Source organism: Acinetobacter sp. NBRC 100985 (assembly GCF_000241225.1).
Classification (GTDB): domain Bacteria; phylum Pseudomonadota; class Gammaproteobacteria; order Pseudomonadales; family Moraxellaceae; genus Acinetobacter; species Acinetobacter venetianus.
Map to the genome: position 1 here is coordinate 57470 of NZ_BAEB01000019.1, position 25674 is coordinate 83143.

Sequence of the window (25674 nt, forward strand, 5' to 3'; positions counted from 1 at the left end):
GTTACATCTTAAAGTTAACAGATATTCTGATAATCTACTGTTCAAGTAATTTCTTGTGATTTTATCCGATAGTTGAATTCCAATATTGTCAGAGAACAATACAATTCACGCTTGGTTTTATTTTCACTCCTGTCAAGGAACGGTTTTGCATAAAACAGAAGTATTGACCTTACTTTTATGTGCATTTGCGGCACTACTACATGGCTTAAGCGGCTTTGGCTTTCCCATGGTCAGTACGGCTGCATTATCCATGTTCTATCCACTGCAAACAGCGGTGGCAATGGTCATTATTCCTTGTATTATTCTGAATCTCAGTCTATTGCAAGCGGGCAAAAATCATAGTTTTTTCCAAAATATTCTCCATTATTTAAAGCAATATTGGGGGTTAATTGGAAGCAGCCTAATCGGCAGCTTTATTGGTGTGGGATTACTTTTATATGTCAATGAAGGTTATCTCAAACTCATCATGGGCTCTGTCATTTTACTGTATGTGCTCGATCAGTTTAGATCACAGCCGTTTCAAGTCAGCCGCTCATTGAGAAATATGCTGATTTTTGGTTTTCTCGCAGGTGTAATCGGCGGAGCAACCAATGCCATGGCACCCTTTTTGATGATGTATCTACTCAGTACTCGGCATGACAAAACCGATGTGGTCATGATCAGCAATATGTGTTTCCTTGCCAGCAAATTAATTCAACTTTCGCTGCTGTATCCAACACTTTACACCTTTCAACCTTCACAAATTTATCTGTTGATTGGTGTAACCATTTTATCTTTATTATTTGTTTATCTCGGCGCAAAAATCCGTTCTAATATTTCCCAGCAAAAGTTCAATTTGATCATTTTTACCATTTTAATGCTACTTGGCTGTAATGCATTATGGCAAGGCATGGAGCTTATTTAGAACAGTGTTTATTGTGATCGTTAAACTTGGATTTACGCAAGATTGACAGATATTTTAGGTTATCTGGCCACTAGATTTAAGTGGCAATAACAACTCAAATAAGGATATTTTATGAATGTTCCTCACCTTGAAACACCCACCAATGCAATGCCTAAAGGCCTATTGCGCGGTTGGGTAATCATTGCAATTGCGGCATTGCTGTCTTTCGGTTTATATGAAATTCTCCCTTATGAGCAAAATGCCAATAAGGGGCTAAGCTTACTCTTATTCATTGGTATTCTTTGGCTGACTGAAGCCATTCATATCACAATTACTGCGCTGCTAGTTCCTGTGCTTGCCGTCCTTGTCGGCATGCCAAGTGTTGGCAGTGATGGTGAAATCAAAGCTATTACCACCAGCAAAGCGCTGAGTACCTTTGCAGATCCGACCATCTTCTTATTTTTTGGTGGTTTCGCACTTGCAACAGCCTTGCATGTCCAGAAGCTTGACCGAAAAATTGCAATGTGGATTATTGCCATGTCTCGCGGTCATTTAGGGGTCGCAGTCTTGGCGATCTGTTTAGTGACTGCTGTGCTTTCAATGTGGATTTCCAATACTGCAACAGCAGCTATGATGTTACCGCTTGCACTAGGTTTGCTTTCTCATTTTGATGTGCAAAAAGAGCGTAAAACTTTCGTTTTCATCTTATTGGGGATCGCCTACTCAGCCAGTATTGGTGGTTTAGGTACAATGGTTGGTTCTCCGCCGAATGCCATTGCAGCCAAAGCTTTGGGCTATGATTTTGCCGACTGGATGAAAGTTGGCTTACCTATGATGCTTCTTATTTTCCCTGCAATGTTAGTCAGTTTATATCTGATCTTGCGTCCGAAATTGAACCATCGTGTGGAATTTAAAACAGAAAATATCCCTTGGAATCGCGACCGTATTTTGACCATGTTATTGTTCATGGTAACGGCATTGGCATGGATCTTTGGTAAGAGCGTCAGTGAGCATTTTGGGATTAGCCAACCTGACACTTGGATTGCTGTTTTTGCTGCCTGTCTAGTGGTGATTCTTGGCATCGGCACATGGAAAGATATTGCTGACAACACTGATTGGGGCGTGTTAATGCTCTTTGGTGGTGGTTTAACTTTAAGTGCTGTTCTGAAAGATTCAGGTTCATCACTGGTATTAGGTCAAACACTTGCAAATGCTTTCGGTGACGCCTCTCCGTTCTTGGTCATTGTGATCGTTGCAGCCTTTATTATTTTCTTAACTGAATTTACCAGTAACACGGCATCTGCTGCATTGCTCGTCCCTGTTTTTGCTGCGATTGCAGATCAAATGGGCTTACCTAAAGAAATTCTGGTGATTGTCATTGGTATTGGTGCTTCATGTGCATTCATGCTACCTGTTGCAACCCCACCAAATGCCATCGTATTTGGTACAGGACATATTCAACAAAGCGAGATGATGCGCGTCGGTTTCGTGCTAAATATTCTTTGTGTTGCACTGGTGTCTATCTTTATTTATTGGTTCTTTGTTTAAAGCAAATTAAAAGCGCTTCGGCGCTTTTTTTATTCCGTTAAATCAACTTTTCATTCAGATAACGCCAATAGCGTTTCGGTAAATATTGCACATGCAATTTAACGTTTTGACGTTCTTTAATGTTGATACTATTAAAATAATCTTTCCAGAGTTGATCATATAATTGTTCTTGCTCATCCAGCTGCAATTGAAAACTTTGACTTGCACCACTTGCAAGATTCCGATCAATTTCATTTGCCTCTAATGACACCTCATGAATTTCATGTAAGTCATAGTACAAACCATATTTTCGTTGCTCATCATAAATCAACCAGCATTGATCTTGATAACGACGCTTAAAATGCGATTGGATCAAAGGCAACACATTAAAATCAGGTCGCACCAAACTTAAAAATAATCCATCTGTGGTTTTCTTAAAACGGACAAAAGCTTCCATACGATGCTTTTCACGACCGACTTTTTTTGCCCATTGTGCTATCGCCAATACACTCGGGTGCGCATAATTTTTTTCAACAGAATGTTGATGATGAAAAACGTATATACAGTAATTAAATAAATGCTGAAACGCGTCTAAAGACTCAGATAAATAGGCAAAATAAAATTGTCTTAATGAGGATTGACTCAAGCGCTGCTGTATCGCTGACCAAACACGCTGCGCATGATGTTCATTATTGGGAATCTCAACAACAGTGGAAAATAAACCATGTTGGGCACCTTCATTAAAACAAAGCTGAACTTGAAACTCTTTAAATTGAAAGGCACGAAATACACAATTGAGCAAACCAACCATCGAACCATCAAAATAATAATAAACCATACCATCAGCAGACATGATCAAAATCCTAAGCTTAGCTGAGGTGACAGTTGTTTAACGTATTTGGATGAACCCTGCGTCAAGATTTGTTGGCGAATATAATGAGATGACAACTCTTTTTGAAAACGTGGACTGTCTTCACAACGAATAAAAAAATTGGCACGTGAATACGCCACACCGAGTTGTTTTAGTAAATCAATATGCACCTTACCAAAACGACGCGCTTGCACGATTTTCTTGGCAGACTTGACTCCAATACCCGGCACACGCAAGATCATTTGATAATCAGCACGATTTAGATCCACTGGAAATTGTTCAGGATGACGCAATGCCCAACTCAGTTTCGGATCTACATCCAAATCTAAATGTGGGTATTTTTCATTGACGATTTCATTGACCTGAAAACCATAAAATCGCATCAACCAATCACTTTGATAAAGACGATTTTCACGTAACAAAGGTGGTGCTGAACCGACAGCAGGTAAATAGTTATTCTCGGTATTGATTGGAATGTAGCCTGAGAAATAGACACGCTTTAACTTGAACTCTTTGTAATGCCGATCTGCCATAAATAGCACATCTTGATCAGTCTCTTGATGTGCGCCAACCACCATTTGAGTGGTCTGTCCTGCGGGTACATATTTCGGCACATGCTTAATAATTTGGCGTTCATCTTTAAGTTGAATCAGTCGATCTCGAACTAGACCTAAATCTTTTTGTACTTCTTGATGTGATTTTTCAGGAGCAAACGCTTTTAATCCAACCTCAGTTGGCATTTCCAGATTAATGCTCATGCGGTCAGCATAAAGCCCTGCTTCGTGAATCAGCTCAGGCGATGCACCCGGAATGGTTTTAAGATGAATATAGCCATTAAAATTTTCTTCAAGTCGTAATTTTTTCACCACTTGAAGCATCCGCTCCATCGTATAGTCTGCGGATTTAAAAATCCCTGAACTAAGAAATAATCCCTCAATATAATTACGACGATAGAAATTGATGGTCAGATCAACCACTTCTTGTACTGTAAATGCAGCACGTTTGACATCATTAGAACGGCGTGACACACAATAAGCACAATCAAAAATACAAACATTACTGAACAAGATTTTCAGTAAAGAAACACAACGACCATCTTCGGTATAGCTATGGCAAATCCCTGCTCGACTGGCATCGCCTAAACCTTTGTCTTTATTTTTACGGTCACTACCACTGGAGGAACAGGACACATCATATTTGGCAGCGTCCGCAAGAATTTGTAATTTTTCACGAATGCGATCAGACATTTTAAACGACCTAAAAACCACTCATTGAAACGTTAACATGTCATGATGGTGGAATTAAGGTCGTGATGAATGGAATGCGTCATGAGGTGACGTATAGATTTCTAACATTAGAACTTACTCTCATAAACGAGTAAATACATCATTTTCATACAATGCAGATAGATATATGTAAACGATACCACTCATCGTTAATTAAAGAATAAGTCCTTAAACACATAGAAATAATTATTATTTTTAAAGAGGCTGTGTTTCTTTGCCATAAATAATTTTATTTTCAGTAGCATCGAATACAACTGGAAACCATTCATAGTATGCCATTTTAATCCTTTCAACTCGCATACGCCCCACTACATATGTATGTCCACCTAAAAGATCCACAGAAATTTTTTCAGGCTTTCCCATAACCAACTGCGAATTATGATCAATTACAAGTTCAGTGCGTCCTTGTTTAACTTTAACTACTAATCCACCATGCGTAGAGGAGTTAAATGCTTTTCCATTTTTTACCTGCCAAGTTCCTTGTCTACCATTAACTTCAAGTAATAGCCCTTCGCTCATCTGATAATGAGCATCTACACCAAGCTGCTTTTTTATTGTATTTTTACAAGTAGAATCGCACTTATTCGTAATGGTCGCAATCTCTGTTGGATTAAGATTAGAGTCGGAATAAAGTGCCACAGGAGTACTACTACAAGAGCAAAGCAAGAACATATAAACAAAACAAAGTTTTTTTAACATTGTTGTAAATTTCCAATAAATCTAGATTTATAATAAATCAAATTTATGAATTATCTAGATGTTTAATAGCTCAATTCTGGATAGAAGTTTATTGATCTAATGACTGCTCTCTTACTGATAAACGAAAATAAAATGATTGTCATCATTCAACAATAATTTTTAGCAACTCCTTTGCCACTACTCCGCAAAATCCTTATACTTAACCACAATTTTTGTTTGATTCCAGTGGATGCACCATGAGTCGTGCTATATCGCATATTGATACATTTCAGGGCTTAATTCTTGCCCTACAAAACTATTGGGCGGAGCAAGGCTGCGTCGTATTACAACCATATGATATGGAAATGGGTGCAGGGACATTCCACACTGCAACTTTCTTACGCGCATTAGGTCCAGAAACTTGGAACGCGGCTTATGTTCAACCTTCACGCCGTCCAAAAGATGGTCGTTATGGTGAAAACCCAAACCGTTTACAACACTACTATCAGTTCCAAGTGGTACTTAAACCAAACCCAGACAATATCCAACAGCTTTATCTTGATTCATTAAAAGCAATCGGCATTGATACCCTAACTCACGACATTCGTTTCGTGGAAGATAACTGGGAATCTCCAACACTTGGCGCATGGGGCTTAGGTTGGGAAGTTTGGTTAAATGGTATGGAAGTGACTCAGTTCACTTACTTCCAACAAGTCGGTGGCGTTGAATGCTACCCTGTGACTGGTGAAATCACTTACGGTTTAGAACGTCTTGCGATGTACCTGCAAGGTGTAGACTCAGTTTACGATCTTGTTTGGACGAAAGGTCAGTTCGGTACAGTCACTTATGGTGATGTATTCCATCAAAATGAAGTTGAGCAATCAACCTATAACTTCGAATACGCACCAGTCGATAAAATGTTTGAATTGTTCGACTTCTACGAAGCAGAAGCATCTCGTTTAATCGAAGCTGAACTACCACTTCCTGCTTACGAACAAGTGATCAAAGCATCACATTGCTTTAACTTGTTGGATGCGCGTGGTGCAATTTCGGTGACTGAACGTCAACGTTACATTTTACGTGTTCGTACTTTGGCGCGTTCAATTGCTCAGAGTTATGTGGCTGCCCGTGCCAAACTTGGTTTCCCAATGGCAGAACCGCATCTACGTGATGAAGTATTAGCGCAGTTAAAAGCACAAGTTGAAGCAGAAGCAGCCCAAGCTGAAAAAGCGAAGGAGAATAAATAATGACAAAGCATACTGTTTTATTCGAACTTGGCTGTGAAGAACTTCCACCAAAAAGCTTAAAAACTTTGCGTGATGCTTTAAAAGCTGAAACAGAAAAAGGCTTAAAAGATGCAGGCTTAAACTTCACTGCAATCGAAGCCTATGCTGCACCACGTCGTTTAGCATTAAAAATTGTTGATATCGATGCGGCTCAAGCAGATACACAAAAACGTTTTGACGGCCCTGCTGTTCAAGCCGCTTATGATGCAGAAGGCAAACCAACTAAAGCGCTTGAAGGCTTTATGCGCGGTCAAGGCATTACGGTTGACCAGCTTTCAACTTTCCAAGCAGGTAAAGTTGAAAAAGTATGCTTCCTGAAAGATGTCAAAGGTCAAAGCCTTGACGTTTTACTACCGCAAATTTTACAAGCAGCATTGGATAATTTACCAATTGCTAAGCGTATGCGTTCAGCGGCAAGCCGTACTGAATTCGTTCGTCCTGTGAAATGGGTGGTATTGCTTAAAGATGATCAAGTGATTGAAGCAAGCATTCAAGATCACAAAACAGGTAACGTGACTTATGGTCACCGTTTCCATGCGCCTGAAGCTGTAGTTTTGGCACATGCAAACGACTACTTAACAACATTAGAAAATGCGCATGTTGTTGCTGATTTTGAAAAGCGCCAAGCGACGATTCAAGCACAAGTCAAAACATTGGCAGATGAAGTCAATGCGACTGCGATTGTACCAGCAGACTTACTTGATGAAGTGACTAGCTTGGTTGAATGGCCTGTTGCGTTACGTGCGACTTTTGAAGAGCGCTATTTGGCTGTTCCTCAAGAAGCCTTGATTACCACGATGCAGGACAACCAGAAGTATTTCTGCTTAATCAATGCTGAAGGTAAATTACAGCCTTACTTCATTACCGTTTCAAATATTGAGTCTAAAGATCCGACTCAAATTATTGAAGGCAATGAGAAAGTTGTTCGCCCTCGTTTGTCTGATGCAGAATTCTTCTTCTTACAAGACCAAAAGCAACCGCTTGCGTCTCGTAAAGAAAAACTCGCGAATATGGTATTCCAAGCACAATTGGGTACGCTTTGGAACAAATCAGAACGTATTGCTAAATTAGCAATTGCACTATCTCCAATTACAGGTGCAAATGCAGCAGATGCGGAAAAAGCAGCGTTACTTGCTAAATGCGATTTGACCTCTGAACTTGTGGGTGAATTCCCTGAACTTCAAGGGATTGCAGGCACGTATTACGCTCGCCTTGAAGGTGAGAATCATGAAGTTGCTGAAGCTTTAGGTGAGCAATACTTACCTAAGTTTGCGGGTGATGTATTACCACAAACTAAAACAGGCACAACGATTGCGCTTGCAGATCGTTTAGATACGCTTGTTGGTATTTTTGGTATTGGTCAAGCTCCAACAGGTTCGAAAGACCCGTTTGCATTACGTCGTTCTGCGATTGGTATCTTACGTTTGATCATTGAAAATGAACTTGATGTGACGATTGAAGAACTGGTTAACTTTGCACTTCAAGGTTATGGTGACGTGGTTAAAGATCATGAAAAGACACGTACCGATGCAGTGGCTTTCCTTGAAGGTCGTTACCGTGCTAAATATGAAGATCAAGGCGTAGCGGTTGATGTGATTCAAGCCGTTCAAGCACTTGCGCCAAAATCTCCTCTTGATTTTGATAAGCGTGTGACTGCGGTAAATCATTTCCGTACTTTGCCAGAAGCTGCTGCATTGGCTGCGGCTAATAAGCGTGTTGCCAATATTCTTGCGAAAGAAGCAACGCCTGAAGGTGCTGTGGTTGAAGCGAATCTCGTTGAAGCTGCTGAAAAAGCGCTTTATGCAGAACTTCAAGCATTGACACCAGTGGTTCAACCATTGCTTGCTGCACGTAACTATACTGAAGCATTGTCTAAGCTGGCTGCTCTTCGTGTACCAATTGATGCTTTCTTTGAAGGCGTAATGGTTATGGCGGACGATGCTGAATTAAAAGCCAACCGTTTACGTTTATTGGCTCAATTGCGTGATTTATTCACGGCGATTGCAGATGTAAGTGTATTGCAGGGTTAAGCCTTTAGAACACTTGATCTTTTAACTAAACCCCACTATCTATTTAGTGGGGTTTAGTTATAAATTGGATTACCAAATTGGTCAACAATTGTTGTCTTCTGCAACCTTCTTCCTTTATTTCTCCGAAAGCAAATTGAACGGCTAACTCAGAGTTAACGGCGCGCGCCGTTCTTTTGGCTATAGCAGCCAGCTTGTACCTCGTCGCCCGTTGAATGACGGGTTAGGTGGCCCACGCTACAGCGCACAGTGGCCATTTGAGTTGAGACCGATCTTACCGTAGGCACTTCACCATTTGAAGCTCGGGAATCACTGAGCCGGCGGCCCCGGCCGAGACCGGGCCATTTATCGCTTGTTAGGTGCTTTTCTCTTTGAGTTCGCATCTAAACCCATCAAGTTGCAGCGATGACGTCTGCTACAAAATCTGCGACAACCTCACCGAAATATGGTGTGATCATCATGCCCGGATAACGATCATATGTATGAGAGTTCAATCCATTGACATAAATACATCGGCCAGGGCCAGGAATCTTCCCCTCTTTAGCAATCCTTCCTTTCACGGCGTGATTTTCACCAGCAATCCACGGGCCGCCACTACAGCCTGGCGTTAGGTCAATTTTATCGCAGGCACTCAGATTGAATCGAAGATTCCCAGAAGACCAAGGCTTCGTCGTTAAGGGGCCTGAGTCGCCGAATTGACGACTACCATCAAACGGGCTTTCTGCGGGATATCCGTAAATTGCCCACGCCAGTGGGCTATCACCCAAATGTGTTTTTACTCCGAACCAGAGATCATTAGACATAACATCTTCTGTTACGCATATGGCAATGTCGGCGCTGTAGGCGCCATTTATAACCCATGATCTATGGGCATAAACACGAGCTATCCGATACCATCTACCATGATTTGGATAACCTGGTTGGAAATAGATGTTTTCGTAATTTCTGGACTGAGAGTTGCCGGGATGCACGCAGTGCCCCGCAGTCATTACAAGATTTGGTCCAATAACAAAGCCGGATGCTTGGCCGTGGCTGTGCACCATTTTACCAGTACAGCGAAAGAATATTGTCTGAGTTAACTTGTTCTCAAAATATTTACCGTCCCTGCCTAGTAAATTCTCTTGCTTATTAATTTCCCCAGTAGAAATTATTTCTCGAAGAGAATAGTCTGCAGCAAGCTCTCCTTGATGTGAGTATAGAGAGTCAAAATTTATATTAGGCAAAGCTAGAACTAGCTTTGTCTTTAAAACGTCATCGGTTCTATTTTCGTCATGATTTACCAACCACGTTTCATACGAAGCCATAATAATTCTTCTCACAATGGGAGATAATGGAGCGCCTAACTACTCTTATGCGGCAGAAGTGACATATAAGATTCCAAATTTTGCCTCATAAGATACCTAATTTGATTAAAAGTAAAACGTGCAAATATTGATTTTTGTTGAATTAAAACTATCATGAGGAAAACGAGGCGTCAACGATCATAACATGTCAGATTAACATCCCAATCTGCTTGATTTGATGAAGCAGCGAATACGCTACAAAAATATGAGCTATCAAACTGAACAGACATAATTTTTACGCACTGTATCAATTTCACATCACCTACATTCTTTTCTTGAACTTGACGATAAGCTATAAAACTTGAATTGCAGCAATATTGCCAAAAGGATAAAAGATGATGAAAAAAATACCTGTACTGTGTTTTGCGACTGCACTGATCGCATCGTCTTCTCTCTGGGCAGCCGAAAATACAACACCCGCAAATACAAACACTGTAACGGCTGAAAAAACACTTCCTTATGGTGACAACCCTAGTCTCGGTCGTGTATTGCTGTATAAAACAGGGAAAGGACTACAAAACTTAGGTGGCTCGATACAAGGTGCATCTGAAAACACATCACAAAAGATCAGTGAAAAGTGGACAGATACCAAGAAATATACCGAAGAGCAATCTGAAGTTGTTCAAGCTCAAACTGAAAAAGCTAAACAATACACTGCTAAAAAATGGCAAGACACCAAAGATGCTGTAGTGGGTACAAATGATGGACATGTTCCCATTGAACGAGCTGAACTGAGTCAGCCATCATCGAACTAAATAAAAAAACCTCTAATCAAAAGTTAGAGGTTTTTTATAAATAGAGAGATTTAAGCTGTTTCAGTTTCAAGCTTAACCTGATGATCGATCAGATATTCATTTAAATTAAAACGGCTGAGTTGCTGACGCATCTTAAACGTCGTCCACGGCCATACCGTACTATTACGCCCGTTCCGATCAATGAAATAACTCTGACAGCCCCCTTTGTTCCAAACCGTGCTTTGTAAAGCTTCTTGTACGCGTTGATTAAACTCAGCCATACGCACAGGATCAGGTTCTATGGTTTTGATATTTTTCTGAATCGCTTGTTTTAACGCATCCATAATATAAGTGAGCTGCGCTTCAATAATAATAAAAGCCGAAGAACTCACCGCAATATTCGGCCCAAACATCAAGAAACCATTCGGACAATCCGCCACCATCGTTCCCATATAACCTTCTGGACTGCCCTGCCACACATCAGACATGCTTTGTCCATAACGATTATAGACACGCTGCGCAATTGGCGGTTCAGCCACCTCAAACCCAGTACCAAGAATAATGACATCAGCCTCAAAGCTTGAATCATCACTGGCAATCAACTGCTTGCCTTTGACTTCGCTCAACGCCCCTGCAACAACATTGACATTTTCTTGAGCTAGGGCTGGATACCATTCATTAGATTGCAGAATGCGTTTACAGCCGATCACATAATTTGGCGTCACTTTAGCGCGTAACTCAGAATCTTTGATGCCCTGTTTAATATGAAATTCCGCAATACGCTGTACTTGTCGCATCGCAGCATTACTTTGTAAACCACCATTTAAAGTTTCAAAGATGCCATAGACTGAACCGCGCATCACCGACTGAGTCACTGGAACATATTTAAATAAGGTTTGAACAGCACTTGGCAGTGGCATATCAGACTTTGGTAATACCCAATGCGGTGTACGTTGGAATACCGTCAATTCTTTTGCCAAAGGCTGAATCTGCGGTACAAACTGAATTGCGGAAGCACCAGTCCCAATCACCGCAACTCGCTTTCCAGTCAAATCGATATCATGTCGCCAACGTGATGAATGGAAAATCTCACCTTTAAAATTTTTCAGTCCTTTAACATTGGGAATGACAGGTTCATGCATTGGCCCACATGCCATAATCGCAAATTGTGAATGAAATTCACCTTGATTGGTTTTAATCACCCAGCACTGTTTTGCATCAGACCAACTTGCTGATAGCGCTTCATGCTGGAAATGTACATGCGGTAAAACTTGGTATTTCTGCGCCGTATTTTGCAGATATTGTTTGATTTCTACTTGCCCTGCAAAGACACGACTCCAAGTCGGATTCGGTTCAAAAGAATAGGAATAAAGTGCAGAAGGCACATCACAAGCGCAGCCCGGATAGGTATTTTCACGCCAAACACCGCCGAGTTCATCGGCTTTTTCTAATAAGATAAAATCATGAATACCTGATTCTTTTAGCTTGATTGCAGCCCCTAATCCTGCAAAACCACCGCCAATCACAATGACACGATGGAATGGAATCGTCTTCGATTTCGTATTCATGATCTATTATTTTCCTTACACAAAGCCGAAAACAACATCGCATAAACCCATGAATGGGTCATTATCAGGACTGACCTTTTCGGCGGTCATTTCTGATACAAATTGCAAATGAACTTTGTCTGTTAAAAGAATCTTGTATAAATTTACACTGTAATTTCAAAAACTTCATTGAACTTAACTATCTTTATCGACACACTTTAAAAAATTGATATGTATAGAACTGGAATTTCGCACATGAAGCTAACACCCTTAAAAACACTTTTATTTTCAATCACAGCAAGCCTTGGTTTTACTGCCTGTTCTATCTCTCAAACTCAAACAACGACATCTTCTCAAGCCTTAGAACAAGTTAAAAATATTGAAGCCACACCATCAACTGAAAACAATGTCGCAAAACTCATCATGCAACCGCAAAACTGTCTGATCGAATTTAAAGGTTATTTTGATGGTGGAGAAGCCGTTGAACATTGGACATTCAATCAGCAGGGTTTAATTTCTGCGAACTCAACAACGATTCAATATGCTGAACAGGCCCAACCAGCAGCTCAGACTGCCACTGCATTTGATACACAAGATCCAGCAACTCAAGCAAACTTCAAAAAACTACAAAGCAATTTTAGTGCTGACAATTTAGCGAAGTGCCACTAATTACTGATAAAAAAACTCGCTGCATATTTGGTGGTATGCAGCGAGCTATGGCTTTTCAAACTTACTTTAGATCAATTTAAACTATAAAAAATTAACCTTAGTTTAATGTTAGCCCATTGGTCGCGGCTAACACATCAATACGAGGGAAAATCAAACCAGTACGCGTATCCGTGATTGGTTTCCCTGTTGCTTTCAAACGATTTACAGTTTGATCAATTGTCTCAGCTGGACTGACATTATTGGCACGTAACAATGCAATTGCACCTGCCACATGCGGGGTCGCTTGCGATGTTCCCCCCATGGTATAACCACCCGCTGTAATCATTGCACCCGGCGCAAGTAACGTTACCAGTGAGCCACCATTACTGAAGCAGGCAACTTTATCTGCTGCGGTCGTAGGATCGGAACATTTCACGGGATTACCCCAAGAAACGCCTCCAATATTCGTATCATACACAGCACCTACTCTCACAGCACCAGCAACACATGCAGGGGATGAGATACCATCAGAAAAGGCATCATTACCAGTAGCAACAACTGGAACAACGCCTGCCGCACGAGCATTTGCAAAAGCAGTTTTATAACTGCTATTACTACACTCAGATGTATACTTCACTCCAGGGACGCCTAAACTCATATTGACAGCTTTGATGTTATAAGCTTGCGCATTATTCACCGTCCAATTGATACCTGCTAAAATATCACTATCATTTGCTGAGCTTACCCATTGTCCGCGATATCTAACTTTACTAAAAACATCAATTCCAATAATTTTAGTTTTAGGCGCTACTTTGGAAATAATGCCTGAGACATTACTGCCGTGCCCATCATCATCTAGATTATTGTCATCAGCCGCAGCATCAAACGAATAGACAACACGGCAAGTCGATGATGGTGTATTCAGCGCAGTACAGCCAAAGTCAGAATGTGTGTAGTTCACACCTGTATCAATCACAGCAACACTTGTGCCTTCTCCAGTAAAGCCGTTGCTTGCTGTTTGAGGTTGATTGATTAAAGGTAAACTTTCCATCGTCGTCGTATAGTTCTTACGGTTAGGATAGACACCTTTCACCGAAGGATCATTCAACACTTTCGCTAAGGTTTCACGGTTTTGAATTCGGTATAAGCCTAATGGCAATCCATTAAATTCTCGTAAGGTTTGAAAGCCCACCTCTTTTGTAAATTTATTTTTAAATCGCGCTTTGCCATCAGCAATATAATTTCGCTTTTCTAAGCCTAATGGCATGTTGGCAACATTCATATCGTACTCAATCAGTAAATCATTTGAATCATTACTAACCAGAGCATCGAGATTAATTTTACCTTGTGCAACCTTGCTCACTGCAGCGGAGCTAAGTTGCTGTTTTAATTGCGTTGAGGTTAATGAAGCTGCTGAAGTTGTTGCACTGTAACAAGCGCATAAACCCACCAATAATAATGTTTTATTGTTCACTTTTGGTCTCCATCGTTCTTTTATAAAGAACTTTTGAATCGCTAGCTTTCTTGGGTAAAGAACACTAGATTATTTAAAGTTTTTTAATTTCATTTGCTGGATCTTTTTCTGGATCGATTGGTTGAATCGAGGGATCACTTTTTGTGTCGTAAAATATCACCTCCTCTTGAGCGGCTGCATGTTTACGAGACAAACTAGATACCGTGTTTTTATTGGTTTCCTCCTGTTTAGTTAAACGGGTTACAACAGGTGCAGAGTTTTCACCCTTCATCTGATAGACAGCCACATCATCAACTGACGTTAACGGGTCTTTAGGTTTGAAATACAAGACCATCACACCCAACCCAATCAGTAAAAGTAGAAATGCCGCAATCATTTTCATTTAATTTCTCCTGCGCTTTATTTACTGACCTTGCTTCGGTTTTTAATTATTTTTCTTAAAAACCAATCTATATTTAATTTTAAAATTCACATTAAATTTCACATTTATGGTTAAATCATCACTCCTCATTTAGTTATTCGAATCAAATATTCATTTGAATTTTTATACTGCAATAAACTTTTCTTAGGGAGATGCAGCCAAAAATATAAATTTCTTTGCAAAAAAGTATAACGCATATAAAAAGTGCAATAAATATTCAATATATTTATACCAAGCAATAAAAATGCCAGTTTATTTTTCGTTTTTTTAGCAACTAAAATCTACTTATTTATTCAATAGTTGTACTTTTATGATCAATCACCTAATTTTATATGAAAAGAAAAAAACAGTGTGGAGTAGATTCAAAAACAATCCAATTTATTCAAAATAAAAATATATTTTTCACATAGTTAATGATGCAAGCGGTCTCCACAATTTTCCCTAGAGTGTTTTTAAGCTGTAATCTGGTTGTAAAGTTTTGCTGAAATCCGTACTTTTCCAAATTTTGCTCGTTATGATGCAGTTGCGTTCATGAAGTGCCACAACATGGTACATCTCTAAAGGAAATCGCATGAAGAAAATGATCAAAACAGCTATCGTGACAACAAGTATTCTCGCTTCTGCTTCTATTTTTGCACAAAACGTTGGAATGAATGCCAATGGCTCAGCTCAAGTTAATGTTCAATCTGGAGGCTTAATCCAAGGCGTAACTGGTGCAGTGAAAAATACCGCTCAAGGCGTAGGTCATGCCGCTCAACATGTTGGTCATGCTGCTGTAAATACTGGAGTGCAAGCCTCTCAGACAACGATTGGAACAGCAACCAATATAGGGTCTAAAGTGATCCATACTACAGGCACTGCGGTCAAAAATACCAAAGACTATACTGTTGAAAAAGCCGTTGATGGCAAAGCGTTTGCCGCTGAAAAAACAGCAAATGTCAAAAAACGTATTGAAGATAAACAAACTAACGCGAAGGCTGTGAACTTAGAAGCCCAAAGCAATGCCAAAGCGCAACTCAACAATAAGACTGCCGCAATCAATGCCAAAACAGGCCTACAAGCAGACAAGAAAAATCTGCAAACAGGTGCAAATGTCGGTGTTAAAGTGCTCGGCGTAAATGCAAATGTGAATACCAATGCTAAAGTTGGCGTGAAATAACTCTTTATGATGTTGCAAAAAATCCCCTTGTTTGATCAAGGGGATTTTCTATTTTTAGCAAAGCTGTAATTTACTTTGCTCTTCTGCGCCACTCTCTACAAAGTGACTAAAACCCTGTTCATCACAGCTTAAGGTCAGTTGCTTATAGCTCATGCTGCAAAAACCTTCATATTGCTTAAATACCAAAGGTGACTGATCCAAAGGAAGTGCCTCATGCTCAGGGATCAATTTATGAATCCCACGATCATTCATGGTCAATAAATAGTTTTCTCCATTCAACTCAAGTTTCACCAAACTATTGGCTTGAACGGTTAAAGGTACTAAATACTGTGAATTCACTGCAATGATGTCTGCCGCATAGCATTCAAGCTTTAAACTCACCAAATTAAACACAAGAAATGTCTGCTCCGCCGTTTTGACATTGGGAGATTGTACTGTTGCTTGTTGCGTCTGATGAAGTTGAATGCCCAGTTTATGCAAATTCTGAACTGTGCCCTGCTTTAAGTTAAACAGTTGTTGCACCAATTTTTGTTTTAGAACAGCATCAAAATAACGCTCATCTAACGCTAAATCTTGATTTTCCAATATCTTCAATAATGCCTGCGGATGTCGCGGCAATAAAGCATCAAGTACATGACGATAATAGAATTTGCTTTGTTTTTTCACTTCTCGGACACGCTTATAGAAATAAGTGATGTCAAAAGGCTTCTCAACAAAATCATTGAGCAACTGCGAACTTGCCAAGACAGCTAATGCTTCATGTCCCGTAAAAGGCAAATGAATCACATGCATCTTTGGTAGTAAAGGTTTTATTTTTAAGAAATGCTCTTTATCTTCAGCAAAATAAGGATCGTAAACAATCAAATATTCACGATTCGAATCCACTTCATCCGCCTGAATTTGCATGTCCTGATGGATAGATGGATCAAAAAACTCTGCATAACGGCGATCTTGGACAACATCTGGATCAATCGAATATTGTGGAACAAAAGCCACGATTTTCTGCATATTCAAAAGTTTTGAATACTTAATCGCCGCATAGCCGCCCATTGAGCCGCCATAACCCACAATTCCTTTAAATTGTTGCAAGATCGGCTGCACATATTGCTGCATTTGCAACATGCTACTTTTAGGAAACCATGATTTGAGTTTCGGCATGATGCCGATAACATTGTACTGATATTTTATTAATGATTTTTCAGCATTAATCGACATGCCTTTCGCTCGACTAATCAAATCGCCGAACGAAATCACCAAAGTGTCACTTGAACCTTTTAAAAAAATAACGCGAATGTGTTCATCTTCAAATAATATTTGCTTATCCATGCTCACACTAAAAATTGATTTTAGGTCTGTAGCAAAAAGGCATCAAATGATGGCTTTGCCAAACCCTAATTGCGGAGTATCTTATTTTATAGAGATAAGACAGATTAAAAAGCGCAAAAAATGACACAATCCCTGCATCCAGCTGCTCAAAAAGGCTTTAGTTTAGGTGCTGAACTGTACCAACAAGTTCGCCCCAGTTACCCACAAGAAATCGCCTTTTGGCTGCAAGATCGACTCAAAATAGATGAAACTTCCACTGTTGTTGATCTCGGTTCTGGGACTGGCAAATTCTTACCTTACCTCAATCAAACGCAAGCAAATGTCATCGCAGTTGAACCTGTTGCTGCAATGTTGCAACAACTTCAACAAGCAAATCCACAGGTGGAATCCGTACAAGCGTTTAGCCACCAACTTCCATTTTCATCCGCTTCAATCGATGCTGTGATTTGTGCTCAGTCATTTCATTGGTTTGCAAATATAGAAACCTTAATCGAGATACATCGTGTCTTAAAACCTGCGGGGCAACTGGGTCTGGTCTGGAATCAGCGCGATACCAATGTTGATTGGGTAAAAGCCTTAGCTGATGAAATTGCCCCCTTGGAAGGCGATACTCCTCGGTATCACAGTGAGCAATGGAAAAAAGTATTCGAGCAGCAAACACTGTTCAAACTGATTGAGTTAAATATTTTCCAACTTTTGCATCATGGGACAGTGGAACAAGTGGTCAGCAACCGACTACTTTCAACTAGCTTCATTGCAGCAATGTCTAAAATAGAACAACAACGCTTAAAAGCGAAGTTTGAACAAATTATATTTGATTTTACAGGCTTAACTGCGCAAGATCAGATTGATTTCCCATATACCACTTATGCTTATCAATTTCAGAAAGCTTAAATAAATTAAATTACCAATCGAGTTGTTCTATGCCTCATTTAAAAACGACATTTGCACTGACTTGTATGCTTAGCTCAGTACTGCTACTCAGTGCGTGTAATAAAGACCCTGAACCTACCGTTAATAAAGATAATCAAACAAACTCAGTGAATGATGCAATTGGGCAATTAAATCAAACACCGATCAAGCCATTCCCGGCTACAGCTGATGATGCACATGATATTGCGATCCTTGATGATTACGATCGTCGCTTTACAGACATGAGCGATAGTATGGAAATCGAATTGGCTAAAATGAAAGAGGCCAATACCTTAACACCTGAGTTCGAACAGCAACGCCAAAAAGACAATATCAACTCAGCACTGGTGATGCTCAAAGATTTAGAACTAAAGACAGAACAAGGTCGTTACATCCAAGGTCTGCTCTATGATTATTGGGAAAACCAAGCCAAAGTTTTACAGCAAGCAACACAATCATCGTCCACACAAAATGTAGATACAGCCAAGCAAGTCGATCATTTGAACGAATACCTGCATGCTCAAAGCCAATTACATCATTGGAGAAGTTCACTTGCTCCTGAAGCCAAAATGCAAGCTGAGTAAAACCAAATAAAAAAGAGGGATCTGCCCTCTTTTTTAATTTATATATTTTAAATTTTCTGCTTTTCAATCCATTGAATCGAATTCACACGGAATAACTCACAAGCACCATCACCTGTGTCGGTCGGCGATAAAGAGGATTTCCAAACTAAATCTTTATCTCTAACCTCAACCAACTCACCTTTTAATTGCACCAAATCACCACGTTTAACTTGCTTAATCTGCTGTGCAATCTCGGGATTGGCAGGAATGATGTGCATATTCGAGACCATTTGCATGGCGATATCTGTTGGAACTGGCACCTTATCCATTTTCCAATTTAGATAACGATCATATTGATTCACTGAAATGGTACGAGCAATCTCAGGATTGGCAAATAATCCCCAACTCACCGCATAATCTATCGGAGAAAATTTCGCTTGTTCGTCATCCCGATACACTTTTGAACCTAAAATCCGAAAATTGCCATAAAACGGTTGTAATACAGAGATAGACTGATCTTTGGCAACAGGTAGCAATCCATTTGCAATATTGTATTCAATATCGCTTTTAGATGCATGTGCCTGTCCAATTACAGCAACCATGCATAAACTCATCCATAGACGTTTTTTCATGGCTTATACTTCCTCAAAAATGTTGCTGAGTGCAAATAAATTAATCATTAATTTCATAGTATGCTTAGATGGTGAAAAAAAGTGCTTTTTTTAGTAACAATCAAAATCACTTCAGTCATATTTTTGTGCTTCTATTTTGCTAACTTATTTTTAAAAATCTAAAAATGGATTTCCATGATTTATCAATTTTATCAGCGTCGAGTCTTTCCTCATCTTCTGAACCAAGTCATGCAAACAGCGAGTTTGATGGACAAGCGTCGTGAATTATTACTCCCGATTGAAGGCGAAGTACTAGAAATAGGATTTGGAACAGGTCTGAATATTCCTTTTTATGGCAACGTCGATACACTCTATGCACTTGAGCCAAACCCTGATATTTATCACCTTGCAGTTGAACGTGTGCAACATGCACCGTTCAATGTAAAACATGTGCAATCTAGTGCTGAGAAGCTTCCATTTGCCGATGCATCTTTAGATCACATCGTATCAACATGGACCTTGTGTAGTATTCCTCAACTTGATCAAGCCTTAGCTGAAATCTACCGTGTGCTTAAACCCACAGGCACATTTCATCTGGTTGAGCACGTCAAACACCCCGACTCAGTCAAGATTCAGTCCTTACAAACACTACTTACGCCGATTCAAAAACGGATTGGTGACGGTTGCCATCTGAATCGAGATATTGAGCGAAGTTTGGCTCAAGCCAAATTTAAATTTATCGAAAAGCAATACTTTGATGCTGAAGGCATTCCTGCGATTGCACAAAAAATGTTATTGGCGCGCGTACAAAAAATTGATTTGGATCAGCTTTCTTAATCTTGAAAATCAATACGCAAGGTTTCGAATCGAATTCGTCCTTCACGCACCGCTTGAGCAATCGCTTGCTGTCCTTTGCTCAAGCGCGCCCCACCACTTTTAATATCTAACAAAATGACTTCAATATCTTCCGCTTCGCCATCTCCATCACGGAAATCGGTATAGCCATCAAAGATCACATAATCAACTGGATCACCTAAGAATTTGGCGTCACTGGGTAAATACTGAAACTCAGGCAAGATCGGTGCAAATTGCTCAGCCATTTTTCCTTTTAACACTGCTCGGCTAGTATTCACACTACGTTTTTGCGCATCTAATAATGCTTGCTTATGTTCTAATTCTAACTCAGCAATATATTTTTCGTATTCTGCTTGGATACGTCCATTTCGAGTATTGGATAAAATAATGGTCGTGATTACCACTCCAATACACGCCCCAATCAGCATAGCCAGCCAAACCGACATAAAAAACTTCCTTTACTGCAACTCCGCTATTTAACTGCAACATTAAACTTTTGTCATGTGTAACACACTCGTGTAAAAAAGATGCTAAGGTATAGCGGAATACGAAACATATGTTAAAAAATCTAAGTTCATGAAGACAATATTAATTGCGAATCAAAAAGGTGGTTGTGGCAAAACCATGACAGCGATTACCCTCGCTACAGCATTATCACAAAAGGGTTATAAAGTTGCGTTAGCCGACGCCGACAATCAAAAATCATCATTACAATGGTTGAAACAAAGACCTAATACGGTCGCTCAAATTCAAAGCCTTGATTGGCGTCATGAAAAATCTATCGGCGAAGCACCAAAACACTTAGATTACTTAATTATTGATGCACCGGGTGCATTGTCTGGTGAACACGCTGAACAACTGATCAGTGAATCGCACGCCATCGTGACGCCACTACAACCGTCTTTCTTTGATATTGATAGTACCCGTCGTTTCTTAAAACACTTACAAGACATCAAACGTATTCGTAAAGGTAAAGTTCAAATTTTATTGATTGCAAATCGTGTGAAACCGAATAGTGCAAGTTCTAAAGACATTCAGGACTTTTTTACCAAAATCGAGCAAGAACCTGTTGCATGGATTTCAGAACGTAGCGCATACGGAACTTTAGCGATGCAAGGCTTGAGTATCTTTGATAAAACACAGAAAAACTTTGTGACGATTCAGAGCCAATGGCAACCTGTTTTAAACCAATTGGTTGATGACCCAAGCGAGTGGTTTTAAGCTTTGCAACGAAAGGTAATCTTTTGATATTAAATCTTAAAATCAAGAAATGAAAATTTCACTATATGGCTTTTTCAGTTAATATGGATTGATTCAATTTCTAGCACTGAGAAAATCATGGTGCAACAATACGCTTCCACATTACAACGCGTTTTGCTGTTTGGACTGTTCTTTGTCTTAATGTTTTTGGGATTTAGTATTCTTAAATACTTTATTGTCCCTGTGCTTTGGGCAGCAATTATTGCCTATATGACTTGGCCTGTATATCTATGGGTGCAACGTCGTTTTTTTGGTGAAAACCGCCCCACCCTCAATGCCACGATTATGATCACCTTGGTCATACTCGTGATTGGAATTCCTTTTATTTTTGCAATTTTCATGCTGCAATTAGAAGGTCGTAATTTATATTTTAATTTACAAAAACAGCTTTTTTCAGGACATGTTCAAGTCCCCGATTTTATTAAGAACCTTCCTATTATTGGCAAGGACATTAGTCGTACCATTAGTGAATTAAGCAGCGATCCGAATAGTATTACCAAAAATGTTGCTGAATGGATTCAAAGCCATCTCAGCTATGGTCGATTTGTCCTCAGTGAAATCAGTCGTAATTTGGTTAAATTGACCTTTGCCATCATGACGCTGTTTTTCTTCTATCGTGATGGGCAAATGATTTTGTCTCAGGTCAGCCGTGCTTTAGAAATGGTGATTGGGCCGCGTGTCCATCATTATTTAGATACCATTTCTGAAACCACTCGTGCTGTGGTCTATGGTGTGGGTCTAACCGCTGTTGCACAAGCACTCCTTGCAGGTCTAAGTTATTTTGTAGCTGGCGTACCTAACCCAATGCTACTGACCTTCGTCACCTTTATCTTAGCTTTAATTCCTTTTGGTACACCTATTTCTTATCTTGGCGTTGGACTTTGGTTATTCTCACAAGGTCAAACCGTTGAGGCAATTGGTGTCGTGACTTGGGGTATCTTGATCGTCAGTAGTGCGGATAATGTCATCCGTCCACTGGTGATCTCAGGGGCAACTAAAATTCCATTCCTACTGATCATGTTTGGTGTATTAGGCGGTATTGCTAGTTTTGGCTTGGTTGGTTTATTTATCGGCCCTGTTATTTTGGCAATCTTACTGGCGATCTGGCGTGAATGGTTACATGAAAATGTACAAGAACCTATTGCTGCCATTGAAGCACCACCAGAATCGAAATAGGGTTTTCTTTAGACCATTAATCATTTGATAACGAATCTCACTTGCGAGTTGTTCAATACTTTGTTTGAATCAAGATGATAAAGACAATAGACAAGGACAACTCGCGATGTTTTCAACATTACCTAAACTTTCTTTTTTGACCGCAGTGATCTTAAGCTTAACCGCCTGCTCATCAGCACTTATCGATAACAACGCCACGGCAAAAATTCAGAAACAAAGCACAATCAATGATCAAAAGCATTTGATCCCTGTGCATCTTGTCAGTGCGGATGGTGTAGGTGCATCAATTGGTACAATCTCTTTTCAAGAAACCCCTAAAGGTCTGCTCATCACGCCTGCTTTATGGAAACTTTCACCTGGAGAGCATGGCTTTCATATCCATGAAAATGCATCCTGTGATGCTGCAATGAAAGATGGAAAAATGGGAGCGGCACTGGCTGCAGGCGGTCATTTAAATCCTGAAAATATCGCACATCACGGTACTCCCCAAAACGGTCATTTAGGTGATTTACCCGTATTAGTTGTGAATGAAAAAGGTTTTGCTACAACACCTGTGATTGCGCCGCGTTTAAAAATGGCAGATGTCCAAGGACGTGCGATTATGATCCATGCGGGTGGCGATAATTATTCGGATAGTCCACTTCCACTTGGCGGTGGTGGTGCTCGCATCGCATGTGGTGTGATTAAGTAAAGGTTTGCTGTGGGTATCTTCTAAGTTATCCACAGCTTAGCTGTTTTGTAGTCACATTTACCCCAAAGGCTCACGATCTTTAAAGAAAATAAAACTGCGCATGAATTTTGCATAAGATTATTATTTGAAAGTTCAATTAATTAATCATGCTAAAACTGAGTGCAAATTGCTTATCCTGTGCGGCTTCCTTTTGGGAAGTTTATTCGTATGATCAACTTAAATAAATTAAAGAACAATAATCGTGAAAAACTTCGCCCAGATATTTAATCGTTTTCGCTCTAATTCTATTTTGTTGTATTGCCTACAAATTTTGATCGTACTGTGCGGCACTACATTGGTTCTCCATCACCTAGGACTTGGACAGTTCATTGTTCCTGTGACTTTGGGTGCGATTGCTACGGCACTGACTGATTTTGATGATCGTCTGAGTATTCGTTTGCGGAATCTGCTCTATGTTTGCGTTTTATTCTTTAGTGTCAGCACAATTTTAGAGTTTCTCTCACCTTACAAATTTTGGTTCATTGTTTATTTAAGCGTATCAAGCGCAGCACTCATTCTAATGGGCGCTTTAGGTCAACGTTACGCCACCATTTCTTTTGGCACAATTTTACTGTCTATTTACACCATGTTTGGACTGGGTGAATATCCACATTGGTATCAGCAACCGAGTTATTTTGTGCTTGGCGCACTTTGGTATGGTCTGACTTCGATTGTGTTTTTTATTATTCGCCCCACCCTCCCATTACAAGAGAAAATCTCAACAATTTTCAAAGATATTTCCGTGCTTTTACATACTAAGGCACGTTTATTTGATCCAGATAATATTGATAATGTTGAAAGCTTACTATTTGAGTTATCACAGAAAAATACCCAAGTCGTGAATAGCTTAAATCAAGCCAAAAACTCACTTCTCACTCGTTTAAAAGCATCTCGCGTCAATAACACCAGTATTTATTGGCTCAACTTATATTATTTTGCCCAAGATATGCATGAGCAAGTCACTTCAAATTATCTGCATTATGAAAAAATTCATCAGAATTTTAGCCGCAGTGATTTGATTTTCCGTATTCAAAAAAATATGCATCTGCAAGCGGTGGCTTGTCGTGATTTAAGCCAAGCTATTTTACATCATCAAGTGTATCAACCGAGTTCGGAGGCGACGGCGGCTTTAAAAAATCTCGAAGATTCCATGCAAGATTGGGTACAACAGCACCCTGATAATATCGAGGTGAAAAATCTGGAACTAATTTTAAATAATTTAAAAAGTGTGCATGAACAATTTGCACAATTACAATTTAGTCAAAACATCGAACATCATGCCGCAGAACAACACCAAGATCATCTCAATTTACTGGATGATGACATTCAAGGTGCACAAGACTTTATTTTAAAAATCAAACAACAGCTTAGTCCACAATCAGCGTTATTTCGTCATGCCGTGCGTCTTGCGGTTGTGTTTGCAATTGGTTACGTGATTTCCTTGTTACCATTTGCGCAAAATGGTTATTGGATTTTGCTCACCAGTTTATTCGTGTGCCAAATTACTTATTTTGCAACCAAAAGTCGTTTAAAACTCCGAACGATTGGAACATTGCTTGGTGTTCTGCTGGGTGTACCGATTCTATATTTTGTACCGAGTGTTGAAGGACAACTCATTATTACCGTGATTTGTGGGGTGTATTTTTTCTATTTAAGACAAAAGAAATATGCACTGGCAACGGTCATGGCCACTTTGATGGTGTTATTGATTTTTAATTTAAAAGGCGCGGGTTTTAGTATTATCGTACCGCGTATTATGGACACACTCATCGGCTGTGCCATCGCTTGGTTAGCCGTTAACTTCATTTGGCCTGACTGGAATTTCCGTAATATTTCCAACAATATTAAAAAGAGTAGCCAAGCCACACTGCAATATTTGCACTTAGTGATCCAGCAATATCATCACGGACGAGAACAAAACTTAGCGTATCGCACCACACGGCGTGCCGCACATAATGCTCAAATTGAATTATCGAATATGATTTCCAGTTTGAGTACTGAACCTCAACCAAACCAAGAACTCATTCAACACGCCTTTCGTTACTTAGTTTATAGTCACAGTCAGCTCAGTTATGTGTCTGCATTAGGACATCAAAGAGAAAAAATTGAAGATCCTAAAGCACTCGAACTATTAAATCGTATAGAGAACTTATTGAATCAAACATTGCTGCAACAAGTACCTATTCCAGAACATTATCTGGATCATTTATTACAAGATATTGAACATTTACATCAACAAAAACAGGTCTCTAGCAAGCATCAATTATTACTAAAACAAATGACCCTATTGCTAGAGACCCTGCCAGAACTCGTAGTTTTAAAAAACAAACTACTCGAACTGGAAATTAAATAATGCT

24 protein-coding genes are annotated in these 25674 nt (G+C 39.7%); 14 read left to right on the forward strand and 10 right to left on the reverse strand.

Annotation, left to right across the window (positions count from 1 at the left end):
• The first annotated feature begins 145 nt into the window (after nucleotides 1-145).
• Together ACT4_RS05815 and ACT4_RS05820 are read left to right on the forward strand one after the other, a co-directional pair.
• A complete protein-coding gene (locus tag ACT4_RS05815) occupies nucleotides 146-904 on the forward strand; it encodes a sulfite exporter TauE/SafE family protein (RefSeq protein ID WP_007480611.1) in 759 nt (252 codons plus the stop codon).
• A 111-nt stretch (nucleotides 905-1015) separates the two neighbouring features.
• Nucleotides 1016-2431: a DASS family sodium-coupled anion symporter gene (locus tag ACT4_RS05820; RefSeq protein WP_004877713.1), complete on the forward strand. Its 1416-nt coding sequence runs from the start codon at nucleotides 1016-1018 to the stop codon at nucleotides 2429-2431.
• Nucleotides 2432-2468: 37 nt separating this feature from the next.
• Here the strand turns inward: ACT4_RS05820 and ACT4_RS05825 are convergent, their stop codons facing one another.
• The 3 genes from ACT4_RS05825 to ACT4_RS05835 form a co-directional block, all read right to left on the reverse strand.
• Complete coding sequence (locus ACT4_RS05825; RefSeq protein WP_007480613.1) at nucleotides 2469-3263, reverse strand: TIGR03915 family putative DNA repair protein; 795 nt, start codon at nucleotides 3261-3263, stop codon at nucleotides 2469-2471.
• A gap of 2 nt (nucleotides 3264-3265) precedes the next feature.
• Nucleotides 3266-4528 (reverse strand): putative DNA modification/repair radical SAM protein, encoded by a 1263-nt coding sequence (locus ACT4_RS05830; RefSeq protein WP_007480615.1) that lies wholly within the window; start codon nucleotides 4526-4528, stop codon nucleotides 3266-3268.
• A gap of 234 nt (nucleotides 4529-4762) precedes the next feature.
• A complete protein-coding gene (locus ACT4_RS05835; protein WP_019385460.1) occupies nucleotides 4763-5266 on the reverse strand; it encodes a hypothetical protein in 504 nt (167 codons plus the stop codon).
• Nucleotides 5267-5502: 236 nt separating this feature from the next.
• On the opposite strand from ACT4_RS05835, the gene glyQ reads away from it, so the two are divergent.
• Both glyQ and glyS read left to right on the forward strand, forming a co-directional pair.
• Nucleotides 5503-6492, forward strand: coding sequence for a glycine--tRNA ligase subunit alpha (gene glyQ, locus ACT4_RS05840; RefSeq protein ID WP_004660270.1), 990 nt, complete (start codon nucleotides 5503-5505; stop codon nucleotides 6490-6492).
• On the forward strand, nucleotides 6492-8561 hold the full coding sequence (gene glyS, locus ACT4_RS05845; RefSeq protein WP_007480621.1) for a glycine--tRNA ligase subunit beta: 2070 nt from the start codon (nucleotides 6492-6494) through the stop codon (nucleotides 8559-8561). The genes glyQ and glyS overlap by 1 nt, the downstream gene beginning before the upstream one ends.
• A 389-nt stretch (nucleotides 8562-8950) precedes the next feature.
• On the opposite strand, the gene ACT4_RS05850 is transcribed toward glyS, so the two are convergent.
• Nucleotides 8951-9862: a serine protease gene (locus tag ACT4_RS05850; RefSeq protein ID WP_007480623.1), complete on the reverse strand. Its 912-nt coding sequence runs from the start codon at nucleotides 9860-9862 to the stop codon at nucleotides 8951-8953.
• A gap of 377 nt (nucleotides 9863-10239) precedes the next feature.
• On the opposite strand from ACT4_RS05850, the gene ACT4_RS05855 reads away from it, so the two are divergent.
• Entirely contained in the window at nucleotides 10240-10656 is a 417-nt protein-coding gene (locus ACT4_RS05855; RefSeq protein ID WP_034604692.1) for a hypothetical protein, read from the forward strand.
• A 50-nt stretch (nucleotides 10657-10706) separates the two neighbouring features.
• On the opposite strand, the gene ACT4_RS05860 is transcribed toward ACT4_RS05855, so the two are convergent.
• The gene (locus tag ACT4_RS05860; RefSeq protein ID WP_007480626.1) at nucleotides 10707-12203 is read right to left on the reverse strand and encodes an NAD(P)/FAD-dependent oxidoreductase; all 1497 of its coding nucleotides are present in this window, start codon (nucleotides 12201-12203) and stop codon (nucleotides 10707-10709) included.
• Nucleotides 12204-12437: 234 nt separating this feature from the next.
• Here ACT4_RS05860 and ACT4_RS05865 point away from each other — a divergent pair, with 234 nt between their 5' ends.
• Nucleotides 12438-12851 (forward strand): hypothetical protein, encoded by a 414-nt coding sequence (locus tag ACT4_RS05865; RefSeq protein WP_007480628.1) that lies wholly within the window; start codon nucleotides 12438-12440, stop codon nucleotides 12849-12851.
• 97 nt (nucleotides 12852-12948) lie between these two features.
• Here ACT4_RS05865 and ACT4_RS05870 read toward each other — a convergent pair whose 3' ends face one another.
• Nucleotides 12949-14304 (reverse strand): S8 family serine peptidase, encoded by a 1356-nt coding sequence (locus tag ACT4_RS05870; protein ID WP_007480629.1) that lies wholly within the window; start codon nucleotides 14302-14304, stop codon nucleotides 12949-12951.
• 73 nt (nucleotides 14305-14377) lie between these two features.
• Nucleotides 14378-14686 (reverse strand): hypothetical protein, encoded by a 309-nt coding sequence (locus tag ACT4_RS05875; RefSeq protein WP_007480630.1) that lies wholly within the window; start codon nucleotides 14684-14686, stop codon nucleotides 14378-14380.
• Between the two features lie 610 nt (nucleotides 14687-15296).
• Here ACT4_RS05875 and ACT4_RS05880 point away from each other — a divergent pair.
• The gene (locus ACT4_RS05880; RefSeq protein WP_007480632.1) at nucleotides 15297-15884 is read left to right on the forward strand and encodes a hypothetical protein; all 588 of its coding nucleotides are present in this window, start codon (nucleotides 15297-15299) and stop codon (nucleotides 15882-15884) included.
• A gap of 54 nt (nucleotides 15885-15938) precedes the next feature.
• Here ACT4_RS05880 and ACT4_RS05885 read toward each other — a convergent pair whose 3' ends face one another.
• Nucleotides 15939-17210, reverse strand: a complete 1272-nt coding sequence (locus ACT4_RS05885) for a hypothetical protein (RefSeq protein WP_007480634.1) — start codon at nucleotides 17208-17210, stop codon at nucleotides 15939-15941.
• Nucleotides 17211-17330: 120 nt separating this feature from the next.
• On the opposite strand from ACT4_RS05885, the gene ACT4_RS05890 reads away from it, so the two are divergent.
• Both ACT4_RS05890 and ACT4_RS05895 read left to right on the forward strand, forming a co-directional pair.
• The gene (locus tag ACT4_RS05890) at nucleotides 17331-18104 is read left to right on the forward strand and encodes a class I SAM-dependent methyltransferase (RefSeq protein ID WP_007480636.1); all 774 of its coding nucleotides are present in this window, start codon (nucleotides 17331-17333) and stop codon (nucleotides 18102-18104) included.
• 29 nt (nucleotides 18105-18133) lie between these two features.
• Nucleotides 18134-18706 (forward strand): hypothetical protein, encoded by a 573-nt coding sequence (locus tag ACT4_RS05895; RefSeq protein ID WP_007480637.1) that lies wholly within the window; start codon nucleotides 18134-18136, stop codon nucleotides 18704-18706.
• Between the two features lie 47 nt (nucleotides 18707-18753).
• Here ACT4_RS05895 and ACT4_RS05900 read toward each other — a convergent pair whose 3' ends face one another.
• Complete coding sequence (locus ACT4_RS05900; protein WP_227509622.1) at nucleotides 18754-19299, reverse strand: hypothetical protein; 546 nt, start codon at nucleotides 19297-19299, stop codon at nucleotides 18754-18756.
• 192 nt (nucleotides 19300-19491) lie between these two features.
• Between ACT4_RS05900 and ACT4_RS05905 the strand changes: the two genes are divergently transcribed.
• Nucleotides 19492-20133, forward strand: a complete 642-nt coding sequence (locus ACT4_RS05905) for a class I SAM-dependent methyltransferase (protein ID WP_007480641.1) — start codon at nucleotides 19492-19494, stop codon at nucleotides 20131-20133.
• Here the strand turns inward: ACT4_RS05905 and ACT4_RS05910 are convergent.
• A complete protein-coding gene (locus ACT4_RS05910) occupies nucleotides 20130-20597 on the reverse strand; it encodes a Holliday junction resolvase-like protein (protein ID WP_004877736.1) in 468 nt (155 codons plus the stop codon). The two genes, ACT4_RS05905 and ACT4_RS05910, sit on opposite strands and share 4 nt — an antisense overlap.
• A 130-nt stretch (nucleotides 20598-20727) precedes the next feature.
• Here ACT4_RS05910 and ACT4_RS05915 point away from each other — a divergent pair, with 130 nt between their 5' ends.
• The 4 genes from ACT4_RS05915 to yccS all read left to right on the forward strand — a co-directional run bounded on the left by ACT4_RS05915 (nucleotide 20728) and on the right by yccS (nucleotide 25670).
• Nucleotides 20728-21372, forward strand: a complete 645-nt coding sequence (locus ACT4_RS05915) for a ParA family protein (protein ID WP_004877738.1) — start codon at nucleotides 20728-20730, stop codon at nucleotides 21370-21372.
• A gap of 117 nt (nucleotides 21373-21489) precedes the next feature.
• Nucleotides 21490-22587, forward strand: coding sequence for an AI-2E family transporter (locus ACT4_RS05920; RefSeq protein WP_004877739.1), 1098 nt, complete (start codon nucleotides 21490-21492; stop codon nucleotides 22585-22587).
• 106 nt (nucleotides 22588-22693) lie between these two features.
• Nucleotides 22694-23278 carry a superoxide dismutase family protein gene (sodC, locus tag ACT4_RS05925; RefSeq protein WP_007480645.1) on the forward strand — a complete coding sequence of 195 codons (585 nt, stop codon included), beginning with the start codon at nucleotides 22694-22696 and terminating at the stop codon, nucleotides 23276-23278.
• Between the two features lie 241 nt (nucleotides 23279-23519).
• Entirely contained in the window at nucleotides 23520-25670 is a 2151-nt protein-coding gene (yccS, locus tag ACT4_RS05930) for a YccS family putative transporter (protein WP_034604690.1), read from the forward strand.
• Nucleotides 25671-25674 lie beyond the last annotated feature (4 nt).

What these genes read in the sequence shown, in the direction of transcription:
- ACT4_RS05830 (WP_007480615.1), bottom strand. Translation starts at nt 4,528, where the DNA reads ATGTCTGATCGCATTCGTGAAAAATTACAAATTCTTGCGGACGCTGCC.
- ACT4_RS05835 (WP_019385460.1), bottom strand. Translation starts at nt 5,266, where the DNA reads ATGTTAAAAAAACTTTGTTTTGTTTATATGTTCTTGCTTTGCTCTTGT.
- ACT4_RS05825 (WP_007480613.1), bottom strand. Translation starts at nt 3,263, where the DNA reads ATGTCTGCTGATGGTATGGTTTATTATTATTTTGATGGTTCGATGGTT.
- ACT4_RS05880 (WP_007480632.1), top strand. Translation starts at nt 15,297, where the DNA reads ATGAAGAAAATGATCAAAACAGCTATCGTGACAACAAGTATTCTCGCT.
- ACT4_RS05875 (WP_007480630.1), bottom strand. Translation starts at nt 14,686, where the DNA reads ATGAAAATGATTGCGGCATTTCTACTTTTACTGATTGGGTTGGGTGTG.
- ACT4_RS05850 (WP_007480623.1), bottom strand. Translation starts at nt 9,862, where the DNA reads ATGGCTTCGTATGAAACGTGGTTGGTAAATCATGACGAAAATAGAACC.
- glyQ (WP_004660270.1), top strand. Translation starts at nt 5,503, where the DNA reads ATGAGTCGTGCTATATCGCATATTGATACATTTCAGGGCTTAATTCTT.
- ACT4_RS05855 (WP_034604692.1), top strand. Translation starts at nt 10,240, where the DNA reads ATGAAAAAAATACCTGTACTGTGTTTTGCGACTGCACTGATCGCATCG.
- ACT4_RS05890 (WP_007480636.1), top strand. Translation starts at nt 17,331, where the DNA reads ATGACACAATCCCTGCATCCAGCTGCTCAAAAAGGCTTTAGTTTAGGT.
- ACT4_RS05915 (WP_004877738.1), top strand. Translation starts at nt 20,728, where the DNA reads ATGAAGACAATATTAATTGCGAATCAAAAAGGTGGTTGTGGCAAAACC.
- ACT4_RS05905 (WP_007480641.1), top strand. Translation starts at nt 19,492, where the DNA reads ATGATTTATCAATTTTATCAGCGTCGAGTCTTTCCTCATCTTCTGAAC.
- ACT4_RS05885 (WP_007480634.1), bottom strand. Translation starts at nt 17,210, where the DNA reads ATGGATAAGCAAATATTATTTGAAGATGAACACATTCGCGTTATTTTT.
- ACT4_RS05895 (WP_007480637.1), top strand. Translation starts at nt 18,134, where the DNA reads ATGCCTCATTTAAAAACGACATTTGCACTGACTTGTATGCTTAGCTCA.
- ACT4_RS05865 (WP_007480628.1), top strand. Translation starts at nt 12,438, where the DNA reads ATGAAGCTAACACCCTTAAAAACACTTTTATTTTCAATCACAGCAAGC.
- ACT4_RS05910 (WP_004877736.1), bottom strand. Translation starts at nt 20,597, where the DNA reads ATGTCGGTTTGGCTGGCTATGCTGATTGGGGCGTGTATTGGAGTGGTA.
- ACT4_RS05820 (WP_004877713.1), top strand. Translation starts at nt 1,016, where the DNA reads ATGAATGTTCCTCACCTTGAAACACCCACCAATGCAATGCCTAAAGGC.
- ACT4_RS05860 (WP_007480626.1), bottom strand. Translation starts at nt 12,203, where the DNA reads ATGAATACGAAATCGAAGACGATTCCATTCCATCGTGTCATTGTGATT.
- ACT4_RS05900 (WP_227509622.1), bottom strand. Translation starts at nt 19,299, where the DNA reads ATGAGTTTATGCATGGTTGCTGTAATTGGACAGGCACATGCATCTAAA.
- glyS (WP_007480621.1), top strand. Translation starts at nt 6,492, where the DNA reads ATGACAAAGCATACTGTTTTATTCGAACTTGGCTGTGAAGAACTTCCA.
- sodC (WP_007480645.1), top strand. Translation starts at nt 22,694, where the DNA reads ATGTTTTCAACATTACCTAAACTTTCTTTTTTGACCGCAGTGATCTTA.
- ACT4_RS05920 (WP_004877739.1), top strand. Translation starts at nt 21,490, where the DNA reads ATGGTGCAACAATACGCTTCCACATTACAACGCGTTTTGCTGTTTGGA.